Source organism: Trichocoleus sp. ST-U2, from assembly GCF_039961875.1.
Classification (GTDB): domain Bacteria; phylum Cyanobacteriota; class Cyanobacteriia; order Cyanobacteriales; family FACHB-T130; genus FACHB-T130.
On record NZ_JAMPJY010000035.1, the window covers coordinates 1 to 17,847 of the forward strand.

Here is a 17,847-nt window from a genome sequence, read left to right on the forward strand (position 1 = left end):
GTTATTCCAAATCCCAAGAAATGCTGAGACATTCAATCCGCTTGTTACTTCACTACTTGAGATTTGGAGATGTCCCGATTCCTGCTTGATTCCTCCCACTATTCAGCAACGCCTTTATTTTTTCCAAATCATCTCTAGTAAATTGCCCATAATCAGGGAAACTCAGCCTGCCAGCGAATGCTGGAGAATTAACAAACCTGCTCTTAGATGCGATCGCTTCAACATCAGCGGTTTTGCCTCCTATATCACTATCCGCAGGCTGAAATTCTGGCAAAATTAGCTAAGGAACGGTTATACCCTGCTGTGTTGCTCGAAAATTGGAATAGCGATCGCCCTTACCTAAAAAAGAGCTAACTTTTCCTCTATCTATGTGGATTGGAAGTGAGACTAGGATAAATCAAACTGTCCAAATGCCTTTTTTTCTTGTATTTTATTCTTATTAGAGAGATATCAATAATTCCTCATGTATTATTAATAACACTATTAAGTCAAGGTTCTCTAACTCTATGTTTAAGTAAATCAATGTAAAAATAGACTCTTGTAAATTCCTTAAAAAAACCGTTCTAAAGGCTTGTATAAATAGCGTTGACCAGAGGTGCCGAGATGCCAAACAATAATCAAGCTTCGGATTGGAATTACGATCCAAACGATCCCTATTCTCCAATCTACTATAAGGGAGCAGTCGTTGGATTTATAAAACCAGAATATGCACTCCGAATCGTTGACTTTCTCAATGAAGATGAAAGGCTACGCAAAGCTCTCAAAATGGCCTGTTTTGACTTGATAACTGAGGCAGGGGGCGATACGAGTAGAGTCGATCTTCTAATGAAAAGATATATTGCAAGTACCGAACGTCCTAAATATGGATCGGCGGCGGTCGCCTTGCTGTTAAGGGATAGACAAGATGAACTTGATATTAGTGATAAAGAATTTGCCCGATTCTGCGATTCTTATCGATTGTCTTGGAAAGAGCTGAAAGAGATTTTTCTAGGAAAAGAAATTAACGATAATCAGCTAGGGCCAATTGCACGAATCGTAGGGAAATCTATTGAAGAGCTGATTGAAGTGCGGGATGGACCACCTCCCAGAGGCGATCGCTAATGTGAGTAAGCGTGCCGGAAAAATTAAATACAACTGATTATTCGGGAAATTTGAGGCTGGAGAAGATTTACCAATCTTTAATCACTTTCCTGAATCAAGGAATACCAGTAGTTGTCATTTGCTCTGAGCAGGTGATAACAAAAGCGCCTGAAGTTATAGACGAGAAGAAGGACTTATGTAATCTAAAATCAGCTTTCCACTCAGTACACCTAGAGAAAGGCGATCGCGCTGTTGGATTTTCAACTTGCCTTCCAACAGTTGCCAATTCCGATTTTAGAATTAAATTTTGTTAAGATAAACTGGACTCTCGCGATCGCCTGACGGACTTACTGGCAATACCAACAGACATCCGTCAACTAATTCGCTCATTCCCCCAGCATCCTTGGAGACTCTTGATGTTACGACTTGAACATATCAGTAAAATTTATCCCACCGGCGAAGTTCTCAAGGATGTCAACTGGGAAGTCAAACCGGGCGATCGCATTGGCTTAGTCGGCGTTAACGGTGCCGGAAAATCGACTCAGCTCAAAATTATTGCAGGGGAAATGGAACCCACTGCTGGGGAAGTGATTCGTCCTGCAAATTTGCACATTGCCTATCTGACTCAAGAATTTGAGGTAGATCCGACGCGCACTGTGCGAGAAGAACTTTGGACGGTTTTTAAAGAAGCCAACGAAGTACAGCACGCTCTAGCGCAGGTGCCGAGAGAAATGGAAACTGCGAATCCAGAGGAATTAGACCGCCTGATCCACAAATTGGATCGGCTACAGCGGCAATTTGAAGCGTTGGATGGCTATGGGTTAGATGCACGGATTGAGAAGATGTTGCCAGAAATGGGGTTTGCGCCAGAAGATGGCGATCGCCTCGTTAGTGCTTTCAGCGGTGGCTGGCAAATGCGGATGAGTTTGGGCAAAATCTTACTCCAAAAACCCGATTTATTACTACTGGATGAACCAACGAACCACCTGGATCTAGAAACCATTGAGTGGTTGGAAACCTATCTCAAAGGGCTGAAGACTCCAATCGTGATAGTATCGCACGACCGAGAATTTCTCGACCGTCTTTGCACCCAAATTGTAGAAACAGAACGCGGCGTTTCTACCACCTACCTAGGCAACTACTCGGCTTATTTACAACAAAAAGCAGAAAACCAAGAAGCCCAACTCAGCGCCTACGAACGCCAGCAAAAAGAACTAGAAAAGCAGCAAGTCTTTGTTGATCGTTTCCGTGCTAGTGCTACCCGCAGCACCCAAGCGAAAAGCCGTGAGAAACAACTAGAAAAAATCGAACGGATTGAAGCGCCGACTGGGGGATTAAGAACCCTGCGCTTCCGCTTTCCTGACGCTCCCCGCAGTGGTCGCGAGGTGGTAGAAATTCAGAATTTGGTACATACTTACGACGAAAAAATTCTATTTTTAGATGCGAATCTACTAATGGAACGAGGCGATCGCATTGCCTTTCTCGGTCCGAACGGGGCTGGAAAATCAACCTTGTTGCGTCTAATTATGGGCATGGAACAACCTACTGAAGGTTCAGTTCAATTAGGCGCTCACAACGTGATTCCTGGCTACTTTGAGCAAAATCAGGCGGAAGCGTTGGATCTGTCTAGAACTGTCATGGAAACTATCCATGATGAAGTTCCTGAGTGGAAAAATGAGGAGGTTCGCACACTTCTAGGACGCTTCTTGTTCAGCGGTGACACCGTATTTAAAAAAGTTGAGGCTCTGAGCGGGGGTGAAAAAGCTCGTCTGGCGTTAGCAAAAATGCTTTTACGCCCAGTTAATTTAATGATTTTGGACGAGCCTACTAACCACTTGGATATTCCGGCTAAAGAAATGTTGGAAGAGGCAATCCAAAACTACGAAGGTACGGTAATTTTAGTCTCCCACGATCGATATTTTATTTCCAAAGTTGCCAATAAAATTGTCGAGATCCGTGACGGCGAATTCCGCCTGTATCGAGGAGATTACCATTACTATCTAGACAAAATTGCTGAAGAAAAAGAGCAGGCAAGATTAGAGGCTATCGCTGCTGATAAAGCTGCTAAGAAAGCTGCAAAAGCTGCTAAGGAATCTAGCAAACGCAAATAAAGTCTAGAAGTCGTTTTTTAAATGCAGAGAACGTAAAGAATCGTCGCAAAGGAACGTCAGCAGTAGTCTCACCACTGCTGACGTTCCTTTGGCAATAAAGATAGGTTTAAACCCTTGCTTATTGCGTTCTTGAGAGCTAAAAAGGTACGGCGCTTAGGGTGGGCTTTCTAAGTTTCCAAAAGCCTTACTTTAGGTAGATGCAAGTTATAATAAAAAGACTTAAGTTTCCATCGCTGGAGGAAATCGTGCCACTTTCCTCGACCTGGCGAACAACCAGCAACAAGCCTTAGAAATCTTGGAGCCTTGGAAGCCGCTTTATGCAGACTTTCCTTGTCCTCTCAACTACGAAACGCCTATGCATCGGCTGGCTGTAACTATGGCGGCTCAAGGCACCGACGAGCTAGCCAACCAAGTCACCGCAGAACTGTATCGCTGGTTTCTCTATGCGATCGCGATCGCTCTTGGCAGATCCCGCTGAGTTAGAAACCACTCTAAGCTCCAGCCAGAATCGGGAATTGTTTCGTTTTCTTGACATATCACGGTCGATCTGTTCTTAAAGCCAAAAAGCCTGCTTGCAAAGCCTGTACCTTATTAGACTTGTTTGCTAGTGCGGGTTAGATGGTTTAACAGACACAACAACCGGGGAAGACCAACGCATCGTGGCAGACTAGGCGATGTGTAAGCTTGACGCCTACTGATCTTGCAGGTGCGTCAAGCGGTTGTCATCAAGGGAGTAGCGCTCCCTTACATACTTTTAGCGATCGCTTCCTACCAGGACTGTCTTCAGAACCCTGTAATAAAATAGTCATCCGATCTAGAGAGAATTGCTGTGCTGTCTCTGGCAAAAAAACTAAAAAAGCTAACAGAAGCTGCTAAAAATAACACTGCGAGTACAAAGGGCGATGATATCATGACGGAGAAATTACTGAAAACAAAGGGCAATTGAGTATGGCGCAAGCACCTGTCTCTCCCGTGGTGCTAGTCATTCTAGACGGCTGGGGCTACCGCGAAGAAACCGATGGAAACGCCATAGCCGCCGCTAACACACCTGTGATGGATAGCCTCTGGGCAGTCTATCCCCACACACTCATTTACACCTCCGGCAAGGCTGTAGGGTTGCCAGAAGGTCAGATGGGTAACTCAGAAGTAGGCCATCTCAACATTGGTGCTGGTCGGGTTGTACCGCAAGAATTAGTTCGGATCTCAGACGCCGTGGAAGACGGTAGTTTACTGAGCAATCCTGCACTGGTGCAAGTCTGTCAGGAAGTCAAGAGCCGGGGTGGTAAGCTTCACCTAGTTGGGCTTTGTTCCGAAGGTGGGGTGCATTCTCATCTGGCGCATCTTCTAGGATTACTGGATTTAGCGAAAGCGCAAGAGATTCCCTCAGTTTGTATCCACGTGATCGCAGATGGGCGCGATACCTATCCCCACGAGGGGATAGAGGCAATTCAGAAGATTCAAGACCACATTGACCAGATTGGGGTCGGGCGCATTGTCACCCTCAGCGGTCGCTACTACGCAATGGATCGAGACCAGCGGTGGGATCGGGTGAAACGCGCCTACGATGTGATGACTCAGGATGGCTTAGGAGATGGTCGCTCGGCGCAAGAAGTTTTGCAGGCTTCCTATGCTGAAAATGTCACAGATGAATTTATCATCCCAACCCGAATTGCTCCTGGAGCTATAGAAGCGGGGGATGGTGTGATTTTCTTTAACTTCCGACCTGATAGATCCAGACAACTTACCCAAGCCTTCGTGTCTCCAGGCTTTAAGAGGTTTGAACGACAGCATATCGAGCCACTGAGCTTTGTTACTTTTACTCAGTACGAACCGAATTTACCAGTTTTGGTGGCTTTTGAACCCCAGAACTTGAGTAACATCCTGGGAGAAGTCATTGCCAATCGGGGACTGCGCCAGTTTCGGACTGCTGAAACCGAGAAATACGCCCACGTTACTTATTTCTTCAACGGCGGTCGGGAACAGCCTTTTGAAGGGGAGGATCGGGAACTGGTACCGAGTCCAATGGTTCCAACCTATGACCAAGCACCGGAGATGTCAGCAGCAGCGGCGACGGATGTAGCGATCGCTGCCGTTGAAAAACGCATTTACTCCTTCATGGTCATCAACTACGCCAACCCAGACATGGTGGGGCATACAGGTCAGATGGAACCAACAATTCAAGCCCTGGAAACGGTAGACCGATGTTTGGGACGCCTTCTAGAAAGCATCAATAAGGCGGGTGGCACGGCGATCATCATTGCCGACCACGGGAACGCTGAATATATGCAGGATAAAGAAGGGAACCCTTGGACGGCTCACACAACGAACCCTGTGCCCTTTATCCTGGTGGAAGGGGAAGGGTTAAAAATTCCCGGCTATGGGACTGAAGTGACTTTGCGAAATGATGGACGTTTATCGGACATTGCACCGACGATTCTGGAAATCTTAAAGCTGCCACAGCCAGTAGAGATGACAGGTCGTTCGATGCTGGTTCCTCTGGAATTTGATGTCCGCGCCAATCGCACACCCGTGCGAGTTTCTCTGTAAAGTGCTAGGAGCTAATAGCTAATGACTCATTGCATCTTTCTGATGCTTAGCGGTTAGCTCTTAACGATCCGCAATTCACAATTCTTAAAAACTGACACCGAACAACCAACTATGAATTTATATAGCATCCTGCAAATTATATGGGCGGTTTCTTCCGCAATTCTGATTGTTTTAGTGCTGCTACATAGTCCTAAAGGAGACGGAATTGGGGGGATTGGCGGACAGGCTCAATTGTTTACCAGCACTAGAAGTGCAGAAACAGCCCTAAACCGAGTAACCTGGATATTCACTGTCATCTTTCTGGGTTTGTCGGTAATTTTGAGCATGGATCGGTTATGGCAATAGCATCAAATCGTGACGCATGATAAATGATGATTTTTGAGTGGAAAAAGGAGAAAAGTGGGAAAGTAAAAAAGGCGAAACCCTCAAACTTTCAAACTCTTAAACGAAGCCTACAGAACCGCCTGTGGTATCCAAACTCTTTTCAAAACTCAAAACGATTCATTCGGGTGGGGATCGCGATCGCTACTTGCTTATTGGCGGTTTTAGCCCATTTTCGAGTGGTGGATGCGGGTGATGTTTGGGCGTCTGAAGGGTCACGCCCGCTATCAGCAACCTCCCTGCCGACACTCCAAGCGCACGTCTTACCACCGACACTGTTGCAATGGCAAGATACCAGCAACAGTGGTGATTACTTCTCTCAGGTGAAGCCTACCCCCGTTGGCTATCTGGTTTGGTCGCAGTTTCCGGTTAAGGTGTTCGTAGAGATGCCAGAAACTTCCACCGCCAGCCAACAGTGGGCAAGTGCTGTGTTAAAAGCTGTGCAGGAATGGCGCGTTTATTTGCCCCTCCAAGTGGTCGAGCAGTCAGAGATAGCTGATATCAAGATCGTGCGATCGCTTCCTCCCCTCAAGCCATCCTTTAACCGCCGCACCGGGGAATTTCACCTGCCTCGCGCTCGTTCTGCTGAAACCCGCTATGAATTCTACCTCAACCCAGCGACGGGCACGCCATCTGTACTATCCCATCGATTTACAATCCAATTGAGTCCAACTCAAACCGGCGACTATATTCAATCCGCTGCCCGTCACGAACTAGGTCACGCACTAGGTATCTGGGGGCACAGTCCTTTAGAAACAGACGCCCTGTATTTTTCCCAGGTGCGTAATCCTCCCCAGATTTCTTCGAGAGATATTAACACCCTCAAGCGGATCTACGAGCAGCCAACGCGACTGGGATGGCCTTTGTCCAATGCCACCCAAAGCCAGCTTAAGCTTAGAGTAGTGGCGAATAAAACAATACGCGATTACTCCTTGAGAAGGATGACTAGCTGATTTTCGTTCTCCCTGGATAACGCCAATCACTCAACTGGACTCGCCGTTCCTGTAGCAACTCAGTATAAAGTTTTACTAATTGCTCGATGTTGCGGCTAAGGGTATATCGCTCTAAAACCCTTGCGATCGCTTTTTGTCCCAGTCGCTGCGTAAACTCCGGGTTGCCTCGTAACACAGGCAGTAGAGTTCGCAACTGCCCCGCAACCCCTTGAGTTCTGAGAATTATCCCAGCGTCTCCCTCTAATGGATTCCCCTCCAAAACTTCACCATCAGCACCAGCATCAGTTGCTACACAGGCGACGCCACAAGCCATTGCTTCTAGTAGGGAAAGTGAAAGTCCTTCCACCAGAGAAGGCAGAATAAACACATCAGCTCCCCGCAAAATTTCGATTCGCCGTTGCTCATCCGGTTCGGTTCCCCACCAGATGATTCCGTATTCTGAGTCGTAAAAAGGCTCTAAAGAGGGCTTCATCGGCCCGTCGCCGACAATTAATAATTTACACTCCGGCCCCATTTCTGACTCTTTCCAGGCTCGGAGCATTGCTTCCACATTTTTTTCGGTAGCAATTCGACCCTGGTAGACAAAGAGGCGCTTAGCGTTTAATTCAGATTTGATGTTAGAAGGCCCTGGACAATACTTCTGGACATCAACGCCATTCGGAATTACAGCTACCTTTGATGCTGCCACTCCCAATCGTGCGAGTAAATCCCGCTGAACTTGAGAAAAGATAACCGTTCGGTCGTAATACGCCAGGAAAGGTGCATACAGCTGATAAGTCAAAAGCTGAGTCCCTGATTTGAGATTTCGTCGCTTCCCGTCAAAAGGGGTATGGAAGGTGGAAACCAGGGGTAAATTCAGTTCTTCGCAGATTTCCGGCAGTAGGAAATCTAGGGGTGATAAAGTAAGCGAGGCATGCACCAGGTCTGGCTTTAGCTCTTCAAGCGATTGAGTCAAAACCTTTCTCGATCTCAGGGTGGGAATCGTATAAACCTGGGACTTGTACAGGAAAGGTAGAGACACTTCTTCACATCCAGGCCAAGCCTGGAGGTCAGATTCTTCGTCTTGGGCAAAGTGGAGAAAGCTAACTCGATGGCCCTGGTCTAACAACGCATTCGTAACTTCTCGACTGTAGGTGACATTGCCGCAAAAGGGTGATTTTTTTCCGAGCCAGGCTATGTGCATTTTCTAAGAGTTTTGAGTTTTTAGTTTTGAGTTTTGAGTTATGAGTTAATCATTCAAAACTCGTCATTCAAAACTCATCACTTTTCTTTTCCTGTACCGGAAATATACCAGGTTAGGAGTCCTCCTGCGATCGCAATCGCTGCTAAACCGAGAAATACTGCCTGTAACCCTAAAATCGTCTCTGCAACGCCTGCTAAGGCTAAAGGCAAGCTGAGAGCAATATTAATGACGTTGTTTTGTAACCCAAAAACTTTCCCTCGCATTTGGTCGGGAGTTTCGGCTTGGATGGTTGTTTGCATCGGGATAGCCACCAGCGACCCAAAAAAGCCCAAAAGCGTTGTCAACAGGAATGCCAGCAATAGCTGCTTCGTAAACAATCCCAGACCAACCAAAGAGGCTGCCGTTCCGATAGAACCATAGAGGCTGAGCCGAGTATGGGAGAACCGCTGCCCAAAGTGTCCTAGCACCGTTGCCCCCCCAACCATGCCAACCCCACCAGCTGCGAGTAAAAAACCGAACTGAGAGGATTTCAAACCAGGAATAACTTCTGCCATCCGCACAGCTAGAACCGACAGCGCCGCAAAAACTGAAAATAAAATTACCAGTTGGATCAGGGCATTGCGAACGCGGCTTTGTTCGTTTAGGTAACGCAGTCCGTCGCGCAGGTCTTCCCAAACATGGGGCGATTCGTGTTCGGGAGCGTTCGTTTTTTCCCCTGTGCGGAGGATCATCAACAGCAATCCCGCGATCGCATAACTGCCACCCACCACCAATTCTTTGCCAATGTCCGCTCCCCCACCCAAGCGTCCCACCAGGGTGTCGGCAATTCCGAGTAACGGCTCTCCCACGGCAAATCCCACGATCACTGAAGCCATCATTGTCATCGTGTACAGCGAGTTCGCTGAAAGCAGATGATGGCGTCCCACAACTAGCGGAATCACTGACTGCTCGGCAGGAGCAAAAAACTGCGTCAGTGTAGAAATCAGAAACGTTAATCCCAGCAGGATGCAGAATCCCACCGGCAACCCTCCAAGAGTTAACCAGCCATGCGAGATCCACAGCAGCGGTGGCACTGCCAAAACCAGTGCCCCCCGCAGCAGGTTCGTTGCCACTAGCACTGCCTTCTTAGGCCACCGATCCACATACACACCCGCCACGGAACCAAACAGTATAGCGGGAATCGTAAAAGCCATCATGATCGCCGATACCCACACGCTGATTGTCTGATCGGGTGCTTGAAAGTGAGTGGCAATCAATGCAATCACCAGCACCAGATACACCTTATCCGCTATCTGCGAGAAAACTTGTCCCCCCCATAGCGCCAGGAAATTCCGGTTTTTTAGAACCGGCAAAAATCCTTGTGCGTCCTCCTCTACTTCCTCATTCTTTACTTCCTCATTGACAACCAGATTGGACGGTGAGGCGCTGTGGTTCAACCCTCCATTTGAGGGAGCGTCCGTTTCTGTATCTATCTCTGGGGTTACAGCATCGTCCACCGGGGAGTGGGGGAAAGAAATCGCAGGGCGAACCTCTTCCCATTCAGAAGTTTCAGGGGGTGTTAAGCGCTCGTCAGACAAGGGGCGTGATGTGGTAGGTGTTGACGATCCAGTAAAAGCAGGGTGGGGGCGCTCGGAAGCGGGAACGCTGAGTCCGGAAGAGCGAGGAAATTTTCCTTCCTCAGTCCACCGTTCGCCGTCCTCAATCCTCTGTCTAGACTGACTTAGGGACATTCGAGCTTGTAGATCGGAATCATACCGTTGCATCATGGTTCAGGATAAATTCAGCTGGGACGAGAAACAAGCATCCATCAAAGCAGCAGAGCGAATTGACCGACCAAAGTGATACTGGACGTACTGACGTAACAGTTGCTCTACTGAAACCCAAGCGGAGTCTTCGGAAGGATGAGGGGTTAGGGATGTCGGATGAGTTAATTTTTCATTGCTTTTTCCGTTCTGGGGTAGCTCTGGCTGAGCCAGCTGCTGTAGCAGCGCCAGCTCGATGGCGTTCAGTTTGGTGTTCAGCATCAAGGGCGTTTGTGGATGAACAACTGTTTGGTAGTTCCCACTGGATTCCTCTGGCATTGTGCTTTGACCTTGAGATGAAAAGCCGATGGCTGTAGGCGAGAATTTCTCCTTTACTGCCATGCCTTTTGCTGTACTACCAGACATGCGCGATCGCGCTTCGGCTTGCAGGCGTTCTAATGCTGGTAAGCTCACCGTTCCACCAGCAGCAGTACTAAACCCAACCCGCCAGTCTGGATCGGTAAATTCCGGCATCAGGGGATGCCGCGAGACACAACAATGTTGAACCTGAGGCGCAACGCCAGCCAAAGCCATCAGGTGAAACACCCCGTGGGCTAAGTGAGCTAAAACCAGAGCCGCGCTGTTGGCAGGCAACCGCTCTAACCGATGCAGATGTTCGTTGAGCAGCTCATACAATTCCATTTGCGGCTGATCGCTCAACGCTTGACAAAGAACCACTTCCGCCAAGTATTGGCTGGCTGTCAGTTTTTGGAGATCCTGACTTAAGCCGGGGAAAGATTCTAGCGTTTCTGCCTGAGTAATTTTATCGAGCGATCGCCCTTTGGCAATCAGTAGCTCATTCACTACAAACAAAGCACTCCTACCGCCTAGCTTCGAGTGGTGCTTGCGTGCCCCCGGTGCCACAGCCCGAATCAAACCAAATTCAGGCGTCAAAATCGTTAGCAGCCGGTCAGACTCGCCCAGCGCCATACTTTTGAGATTGATTCCGGTTGCTTTGTAAGTTCGACTCATGACGTGGGGTAATTGGTCAAGAGGTGATGGGTAATTGATCAAGAGGTAATGGGTCAAGAGTTCGCAACTCATTCCCGATTCCCCATTACCGATTCCCCTTTCCCTCCTTCTCCAGCGTATCGCGCTGACGAAGCAGATCGGGACCGTGCGACGTGCCTAACCGCGTCGCTCCTGCCATGATTAACTCCAAGGCTTGCTCCGGGGTACGGATTCCCCCCGATGCTTTAATTCCGACCCGTTCTCGTGCGACTTCTTTCAAAAGTTGGATATCCGCTACTGTGGCACCCCCAAACAAACCAGTGCTGGTTTTTAAAAATGCCACTCCTGCATCCATACATATTTCCGCTGCCAGTCGTTTCTCTGCATCTGTCAGGCGAGTGGTTTCTAAAATTGCCTTGACGGTTTGACCCGTTTCACAAATTTCTGCAATTTCCCGGTGTAGTTCCTCAGTCTTCCCAGTTTTCAACCAACCCTGGTTGATGACAACATCCAATTCCACCGCCCCATTTTCGACGGCTTCTTGGGCTTCGTAGAGCTTAACCGCTGATGTCGTCGCTCCAGAGGGAAAACCGATGACTGTACAAACTTTCGGCTGCTTGCCTTTGAGAAGCTCAGCCGCTTGCCGCACGTATGCCGGATAGACGCACACTGCCGCGAACTGAAACCTGTCAGCCTCTTCACACCACTGCTTAACCTGCTCTGGGGTTGCCGTTGGATTTAGCAGCGCATGATCGATTAATGGAGCAATATCAATATTTGGCTGAGTAACAGCCATTGCTTCTCCTCTCGCTCACCTCACCTATTGTTAAGTTTTATCAGATATTTAAGAAAAATTAAACAAAAGATCGCGGAATCTTCACAGGCTAGTCTGTAGCTTTAATCGTACAGGTCATCCAAATAGACAGTTGTTCTTTCCTTACCTGATGAGGGGTTGACACTCCCAGCCAGAAGATAGTGAGAGAAATTAGATAGTTAAGCTGTCGCAAACTTAGTTCAAAAATTTTTAGGAAAAGGAGAATAAGTTGAAAATGTCTGATAAGCAAGGGTTAATGGCAATGGGTAGCATATTTTTTGTAGTTGGAGCGGGTATGCTACTTGGTAGTTTTGTAAATTACCATCAAACGCAAGATTTTATTAAAAACTCGTCCTCTACTACAGGTACTGTCATTGATTTGAAACTTCAAGCATCTAGAAAATCACATATTTATTTCCCTTTATTCCAATTTCAGACACCAAATGGAGAGATCGTAAAGGTTGAATCCAATATGGGAAGTAATCCACCCGGATATCAGGTTGGGCAATCTGTTCCAATCATTTATAATCCTAATAGTCCGAACGAAGCAGAGATAAACTCTTTTTGGTCGCTTTGGTTTGCAGCTATTTTTTTATTAGGGATGGGTGGTCTTTTTGCCGGAATAGGTTTAAATATGCTTGTTAACTCTTTCCCTATCAAAAAATCTCAAACTACAGGGAATTTTGCTGATGAAGAATCTTTGATAAATTAGGAGTAAACTTTGGTGTACAAAGAATATATCTAGTAATTTTTAGCTCAGTTAAAAAAATTCCAAAATTTTTTTTCCGATATCAGACAGTTAAGTTTTAAGTCTAAGTTTTAGAGCGATCGCTTTGTGTAACCTACTCTAGCTTCAGTTTAATGCAGGTAAAAGCGATCGCTCTTTATCTTAATTGACGCTAGTTTATCTAAACAGCTTATTTTTTCGGTGTCTTTGCTGCCTCAAAGGGCGTGTACTTCCCCCCCAAAGCTTCCACAATCGTGCGGGTATTCGCAACCATCATATTAATGTAAGAATCTCCATCGCTACCAGCAGCACCAATCGAGTCAGAATAGAGCTGGCGTGGGGCTAACTTTACCCCAGATTCCTCGGCTACAGTCTTAATCAAAGCCGGGTTAATTGTTGTTTCTGCAAAAATCGCCGGTACAGTCGCAGCCTTTACAGATTCTACTAATCGCTTTACTGTTTGGGCGCTGGGTTGTTCTTCTGTACTGATGCCAATCAAAGTGCCAGCAACGGGAATGCTATAGGCACGAGCATAATATTGAAAAGCGTCGTGGCTTGTTACTAATTTGCGCTTATTTTCTGGAATCGTTTTAATTTCCTGGGTAATCCAACTATCCAGTTGTTTTAATTCACCCGTTAGCTGCGCCGCATTCTGAGTAAATTTCTCTCTGTCTTCGGGTGATAGCTCAATCAAGGCGTCACGAATGGCATTTACCATTTGAATGACGTTATCAACATCGCCCCAAACATGGGGATCTGGCACCACTTCTCCTCTGCCTTTATCCAGTTGCAAAGACTTCACAACTTCCCCTACAGCAACTTTGCGAATCTTGCCGCCTGTTGCGTTCATCAGTTTAATCAGCCCTGGTTCCAGGTTGTAGCCGTTATATAGAATCAGGTTCGCTTTCTCTAAAGCCTGACTATCTTGGGGCACAGGTTCATAAACGTGGGGATCTGCTCCAGGTTTGAGGATTCCTTGGAGCTGAATTTCGTCTCCCGCCACCTCCGCAGCCAAGTCTTCAATGATAGTGCTAGTAGCAACTACATTAGGTTTGCCATTTGCAATTGGATTTGCACGATTTGAGGAAGGCTGGGTACAGCTGGATAAGGCAAAAGGCAAGAGAATTCCTAGGCAAAGGCTAGAAACCAGAGCCAGAGGATTCCCCGATTTTGCCTGGGAAAGGCAAAAATTACTTTCTTTTACCTTTTGGGAGAGCCTAGAGCGCTGTACCATCAATTTCACCTATCTTTTAGATTATTTCTCTTTATAGATGTTTTCATATTCTTTTCATTATTAGAGTAATCTAAAAAGAAAGCAAGATAAAACCACCCTATGAATACTGCCACCTTCTCTCCTGATACCGATTGGGCAAAAATGGTTTGCCATCTGCCAGCCGTCTCGCTAGAGGCATCTACAGCAATTAAAATCAGCCAGGTGGGAGTGCAGTACCGCATGGTAGAGGCGCTACGGAATGTCAGTTGTGTAGTGGCACCGGGACGTTTAACGGGGATTATTGGCCCCAATGGTGCGGGAAAAAGTACCTTGATGAAGGCGATGTTGGGATTGATTCCCGTGACGGGTGGCACGGTGCTGTATGGCGATAGACCTTTGATGGAGCAACGGGAACGGGTAGCCTATGTGCCACAGCGATCGCAAATTGACTGGACTTATCCGGCGACGGTTTGGGATGCTGTAATGATGGGGCGTGTCAAGAAAACTGGCTGGTTTCGTCGCTTCTCTACGGTAAGCCGACGGGTGGCAGCAGAGGCTTTGGATCGGGTGGGAATGAGCAATTATCGCGCTCGCCCGATTGGACAACTCTCCGGAGGACAGCAGCAGCGGGTATTTTTAGCGCGGGCTTTAGCCCAAGAAGCAGAGGTTTTCTGCTTTGATGAACCGTTTGCCGGGATCGATCAGAAAACCCAAGCAATTATTTTTGACATTTTCCGCGACCTTGCCGACGCTGGAAAAACGGTTCTCGTTGTCAATCACGACTTAGGGGCATCTATCACCCACTTTGATGACTTAATTTTATTGAATACTGAGTTAATTGCCTCCGGTTCGCGCCACGAGGTGCTGAGTCAGGAAAACCTGTATCGTGCCTATGGCGGGCAGGTGATGTTCTTTACAGAAGCAGCTGCGTAGAGGCGGTCTTTATCTCATTATCTATCCGCCCAGAAATATATTTCATCAATCCGCCCGGAGTGAGTTTTAAATTAAAGAAATCACTTCTCACTCCCTCTTAAACTTTGTGTCCTTTGCGCCTGGAGCGGTTAGAATCCTCTAAATTTTTATGTTAGAAGCGTTGATTGAGCCGTTGCAGTACGGCTTCATGCAGCGATCGCTGATTATTGCCATTCTCGTCGGCTTGCTGTGCGCTGTTGTCGGTAGCTATCTGATGGTGCAACGGCTGGCATTGCTGGGAGATGCCATTAGCCACTCGGTTTTGCCGGGGTTAGCGATCGCGTTTATGGTAGGTGCCAATATCTTTGTCGGGGCATTTATTGCCGGGGTTTTGAGTACGATGGCGATCGCTTGGATCAGAACGCGATCGCCAATTAAAGAAGATGCCGCAATGGGTATTGTTTTCTCTGCCTTTTTTGCCCTCGGCGTCACCTTAATTACCACGATCCAAAAAGATAACAAAATTGACCTCAATCACTTCTTATTTGGCAATATCTTGGGTGTTACCGTTGAAGAAGTCCGCGACACTGCGATCATTGCCGCAATTGTCCTATTGGTGGTCGTCCTACTGTACAAAGAATTATTATTTTATACCTTCGATCCATTGGGAGCGCAGGCAGCGGGATTGCCTACTAACTTGCTCAATTTTGGCTTAATGCTGCTGATTGCCTTAACCATTGTTGCCAGCATGAAAGCTGTGGGTGTCATCCTAGTGCTATCGCTGTTAATTACACCAGGAGCAACCGCCTATCTATTAGTGAAGCGGCTGCACAATGTGATGATAGTTGGGGCGGGGATTGGCATTATTTCCAGCATCAGCGGGATGTACCTCAGTTATTACCAAAATTTGCCTTCCGGCCCAGCGATTGTATTAGTTGCATCAGGATTATTTGTTTTAGCTTTATTATTCAGCCCTAGCTACGGAATCTTCACGAATAAACAATCGGATTTTGGACAACTCTCGCCAGTTTGGCGAGAGTTGAAACAGCTGATGCGATCGCGCTCGTAAGGCATATAGATATCCAAATCAAGTTATCGTTTGTCCAACAATTTCTTGGATGTCTCTACCTGCTCCTGTGCTACCTGGACGAACTCCTGTGCTACCTGGAGGAACTCCTTGACTGCTTTGGTATGTTTTTCTGTTGCCTTGGAGTGTTCCTGTGCAGCTTTCACGAATTCCTCTGTTGAGTTTCCATCATGCTGCTGCGATGCCTTCGCGTGCTGCTGCGATGCCTTCGCATGCTGCTGTGTGGCCTTTCCGTACTCTTCTATCAACTTTCCATGCTCTTGGGCGCTCTTTCCACGCTCCTTTAGAGTCTTTCCTACCTCCTCGATTAACTTCCCATGTTCCTCTGAGACCTTCGCGTGTTCCTCTGCGGCCTTCGCGTGTTCCTCTGATACCTCATGCATAATGACTTTACCTTCCTTTTTCTCTACCAACCTGTTTTTTGTACAACCCGCTTGTCTCAGGTTAATACTTGTTTATCCTTCTCATCCTCTGGCTTAATATAGGTTTGGTCATGTTGACCCACTCATCGCAACGACGATCCTACTTATTGCCAACTAGCTCCTTTAAAAGTTGAGAAAGAAGTTGTTTTGAAGTTTCAACTGCATCTGGTTGATTTTGAAGGGAACGATAGCAGCACTTAGTTGAAAGATACCTGCAAGTGGCTGCCGAAGAAAACCCAGGGATAAAACTACTGCGGCGCTAAGTTTATCTAATTTCTTGTTTGTGTTGATCGTTAGAAATTAGGGTTTCAACAAAGTGTTATGTAGACAAATTGTTTAAGAATTTCAGAAGATGAACTACGAGCAATGCAAGGTGCGATCGCTCAGTTTCGTAATGAGGCTGGGAAAGCGATCGCAACCTAAATTGGAATCAATACCAGCACAGTAGTGGCGAGTGCGATTTGCAAGAAAAAGTTTCTCTACAACCTGTGGGGCGATCCTGTGAAATCAGGAAGGTAGGGGCATCCACAAAGAATGCTCCTACCCGATCAAGTTAGAGTCCACTAAGAGTCTGGGAACGAGAATCTAGATGCTCTTCAGTTCTGTTTATGCCTTTGCAGAGCTTGACTTTTCTGGCGTTCCACTGCTGTGGTTGTCAGTTTTGCCATTTTTGTGATGGGTATGTCCATTCCCATTACGCGGCAAAATCACTCCATAACCACCGTGGTTGCGCTCATAAATAACGTTAATCTCACCGCTTTCGGCATTGCGGAACATATAGAAGTCATGATCCACCAGTTGCAACTGTTCCAAGGCTTCGTCCATCGTCATTGGCGGCATTGCGAAGTACTTGGTACGCACCACTTCTGAGGGGAGTTCGGGGGTGCGAGAACCAATGAGATCCTCTGGCACTGGCTCTTGTTCTACCACAATGCCAGTCTTCATTTGAGTCTGAGTCTTCTTATCCAGACGCTTTTCTTTATATTTCCGGAGTTTGCGGGCAATTTTATCGGCAACTAGGTCGATGCTCGCGTAGAGACTCTCGCTACTCTCTTCAGCACGGATTACTGTACCGTTGGCAAAGATAGTCACCTCAGCGGCTTGTTTTGGATTTATCCGGGGATTGCGAGCCACACTAAGATGCACGTTTACTTCGCTCGTCAAACTCTGAAAGTGGCTGACTGCCTTGTCAATTTTTTGATTTACGTACTCACGAATCGCGTCGGTAATTTCAATGTTTTTGCCGTGGATAACAAGCTTCATACCGGATACTCCATGCTGTACCGTTGTGATAATTCAGAAAGCTCAGCAGAATTGCGGCTTTCTCAGTAGCGATCGCGTTCCCGTTTTTTGGTGTTAGCAAACGTTGAACGGAGCCAAAACTTTGAGCAGTAGCAAATTTTTACCGATTTCACACTGTTGCTAGGATGTTCTTGCTGGCAGTCCCTCAGCTAGAGGGGTTGTCAGCAGCCCTATCGCAAATAAGCAACTGCCGATGTTCTTGTTTAGGTTTCCTAGGGTGCTATTTAACTAATGTACATTCCCCAGCTTGGTTGCGATCTCCAAGTCTATCTTTGGGGTTATTTTGAAGAGACATCCTCCCTCAACACTTGAGGTTATAACTTCAACACTAGCACTTTGTATTCTAGAGAACTTATGCCTTT

General features: G+C 47.0%; 15 protein-coding genes and 2 pseudogenes. 10 read left to right on the forward strand and 7 right to left on the reverse strand.

Annotated features, from left to right (window positions below):
- The 7 genes and pseudogenes from NC996_RS20245 to NC996_RS20275 form a co-directional block, all read left to right on the forward strand.
- A pseudogene (locus NC996_RS20245) lies at window positions 1-89 on the forward strand (IS1 family transposase); the annotation flags it as partial.
- A gap of 514 nt (window positions 90-603) precedes the next feature.
- The gene (locus NC996_RS20250; protein ID WP_190429488.1) at window positions 604-1,101 is read left to right on the forward strand and encodes a hypothetical protein; all 498 of its coding nucleotides are present in this window, start codon (window positions 604-606) and stop codon (window positions 1,099-1,101) included.
- Between the two features lie 395 nt (window positions 1,102-1,496).
- Window positions 1,497-3,191 (forward strand): ABC-F family ATP-binding cassette domain-containing protein, encoded by a 1,695-nt coding sequence (locus NC996_RS20255; protein WP_190411868.1) that lies wholly within the window; start codon window positions 1,497-1,499, stop codon window positions 3,189-3,191.
- A gap of 295 nt (window positions 3,192-3,486) precedes the next feature.
- The gene (locus NC996_RS20260; RefSeq protein WP_190686836.1) at window positions 3,487-3,669 is read left to right on the forward strand and encodes a hypothetical protein; all 183 of its coding nucleotides are present in this window, start codon (window positions 3,487-3,489) and stop codon (window positions 3,667-3,669) included.
- 470 nt (window positions 3,670-4,139) lie between these two features.
- Window positions 4,140-5,738, forward strand: coding sequence for a 2,3-bisphosphoglycerate-independent phosphoglycerate mutase (gene gpmI, locus NC996_RS20265; RefSeq protein WP_190686839.1), 1,599 nt, complete (start codon window positions 4,140-4,142; stop codon window positions 5,736-5,738).
- Window positions 5,739-5,849: 111 nt separating this feature from the next.
- Window positions 5,850-6,083, forward strand: a complete 234-nt coding sequence (gene secG, locus NC996_RS20270) for a preprotein translocase subunit SecG (protein ID WP_190411866.1) — start codon at window positions 5,850-5,852, stop codon at window positions 6,081-6,083.
- A 23-nt stretch (window positions 6,084-6,106) separates the two neighbouring features.
- Complete coding sequence (locus NC996_RS20275) at window positions 6,107-7,072, forward strand: peptidase (protein WP_190686842.1); 966 nt, start codon at window positions 6,107-6,109, stop codon at window positions 7,070-7,072.
- Here the strand turns inward: NC996_RS20275 and NC996_RS20280 are convergent.
- The 4 genes and pseudogenes from NC996_RS20280 to deoC form a co-directional block, all read right to left on the reverse strand.
- Window positions 7,065-8,255: a glycosyltransferase family 4 protein gene (locus tag NC996_RS20280; RefSeq protein ID WP_190529477.1), complete on the reverse strand. Its 1,191-nt coding sequence runs from the start codon at window positions 8,253-8,255 to the stop codon at window positions 7,065-7,067. The two genes, NC996_RS20275 and NC996_RS20280, sit on opposite strands and share 8 nt — an antisense overlap.
- A gap of 77 nt (window positions 8,256-8,332) precedes the next feature.
- Window positions 8,333-10,021 carry an MFS transporter gene (locus NC996_RS20285; protein ID WP_242033123.1) on the reverse strand — a complete coding sequence of 563 codons (1,689 nt, stop codon included), beginning with the start codon at window positions 10,019-10,021 and terminating at the stop codon, window positions 8,333-8,335.
- Window positions 10,005-11,029 (reverse strand): annotated as a pseudogene (gene recO / locus NC996_RS20290) (DNA repair protein RecO). Before recO ends, NC996_RS20285 begins: the two are co-directional and overlap by 17 nt.
- Before the next feature lie 85 nt (window positions 11,030-11,114).
- Window positions 11,115-11,804, reverse strand: coding sequence for a deoxyribose-phosphate aldolase (gene deoC / locus NC996_RS20295; protein WP_190686848.1), 690 nt, complete (start codon window positions 11,802-11,804; stop codon window positions 11,115-11,117).
- A gap of 253 nt (window positions 11,805-12,057) precedes the next feature.
- Between deoC and NC996_RS20300 the strand changes: the two genes are divergently transcribed.
- A complete protein-coding gene (locus tag NC996_RS20300) occupies window positions 12,058-12,534 on the forward strand; it encodes a DUF3592 domain-containing protein (protein WP_190529481.1) in 477 nt (158 codons plus the stop codon).
- 205 nt (window positions 12,535-12,739) lie between these two features.
- Here the strand turns inward: NC996_RS20300 and NC996_RS20305 are convergent, their stop codons facing one another.
- Complete coding sequence (locus tag NC996_RS20305) at window positions 12,740-13,783, reverse strand: metal ABC transporter substrate-binding protein (protein WP_190686851.1); 1,044 nt, start codon at window positions 13,781-13,783, stop codon at window positions 12,740-12,742.
- Window positions 13,784-13,924: 141 nt separating this feature from the next.
- On the opposite strand from NC996_RS20305, the gene NC996_RS20310 reads away from it, so the two are divergent.
- Window positions 13,925-14,695, forward strand: a complete 771-nt coding sequence (locus NC996_RS20310; protein ID WP_242037609.1) for a metal ABC transporter ATP-binding protein — start codon at window positions 13,925-13,927, stop codon at window positions 14,693-14,695.
- A 148-nt stretch (window positions 14,696-14,843) separates the two neighbouring features.
- Window positions 14,844-15,743, forward strand: a complete 900-nt coding sequence (locus tag NC996_RS20315; protein WP_190411858.1) for a metal ABC transporter permease — start codon at window positions 14,844-14,846, stop codon at window positions 15,741-15,743.
- 23 nt (window positions 15,744-15,766) lie between these two features.
- On the opposite strand, the gene NC996_RS20320 is transcribed toward NC996_RS20315, so the two are convergent.
- Window positions 15,767-16,174, reverse strand: a complete 408-nt coding sequence (locus NC996_RS20320) for a hypothetical protein (protein WP_190431811.1) — start codon at window positions 16,172-16,174, stop codon at window positions 15,767-15,769.
- Window positions 16,175-16,789: 615 nt separating this feature from the next.
- Window positions 16,790-17,446: a ribosome-associated translation inhibitor RaiA gene (gene raiA, locus NC996_RS20325; protein WP_190411856.1), complete on the reverse strand. Its 657-nt coding sequence runs from the start codon at window positions 17,444-17,446 to the stop codon at window positions 16,790-16,792.
- Window positions 17,447-17,847 lie beyond the last annotated feature (401 nt).

Excerpts from the sequence above, each read along its gene's own strand:
- NC996_RS20305 (WP_190686851.1), bottom strand. The coding sequence starts at position 13,783 with ATGGTACAGCGCTCTAGGCTCTCCCAAAAGGTAAAAGAAAGTAATTTT.
- NC996_RS20300 (WP_190529481.1), top strand. The coding sequence starts at position 12,058 with ATGTCTGATAAGCAAGGGTTAATGGCAATGGGTAGCATATTTTTTGTA.
- secG (WP_190411866.1), top strand. The coding sequence starts at position 5,850 with ATGAATTTATATAGCATCCTGCAAATTATATGGGCGGTTTCTTCCGCA.
- deoC (WP_190686848.1), bottom strand. The coding sequence starts at position 11,804 with ATGGCTGTTACTCAGCCAAATATTGATATTGCTCCATTAATCGATCAT.
- NC996_RS20275 (WP_190686842.1), top strand. The coding sequence starts at position 6,107 with ATGATGATTTTTGAGTGGAAAAAGGAGAAAAGTGGGAAAGTAAAAAAG.
- NC996_RS20280 (WP_190529477.1), bottom strand. The coding sequence starts at position 8,255 with ATGCACATAGCCTGGCTCGGAAAAAAATCACCCTTTTGCGGCAATGTC.
- gpmI (WP_190686839.1), top strand. The coding sequence starts at position 4,140 with ATGGCGCAAGCACCTGTCTCTCCCGTGGTGCTAGTCATTCTAGACGGC.
- NC996_RS20285 (WP_242033123.1), bottom strand. The coding sequence starts at position 10,021 with ATGATGCAACGGTATGATTCCGATCTACAAGCTCGAATGTCCCTAAGT.
- NC996_RS20255 (WP_190411868.1), top strand. The coding sequence starts at position 1,497 with ATGTTACGACTTGAACATATCAGTAAAATTTATCCCACCGGCGAAGTT.
- raiA (WP_190411856.1), bottom strand. The coding sequence starts at position 17,446 with ATGAAGCTTGTTATCCACGGCAAAAACATTGAAATTACCGACGCGATT.
- NC996_RS20315 (WP_190411858.1), top strand. The coding sequence starts at position 14,844 with ATGTTAGAAGCGTTGATTGAGCCGTTGCAGTACGGCTTCATGCAGCGA.
- NC996_RS20250 (WP_190429488.1), top strand. The coding sequence starts at position 604 with ATGCCAAACAATAATCAAGCTTCGGATTGGAATTACGATCCAAACGAT.
- NC996_RS20310 (WP_242037609.1), top strand. The coding sequence starts at position 13,925 with ATGGTTTGCCATCTGCCAGCCGTCTCGCTAGAGGCATCTACAGCAATT.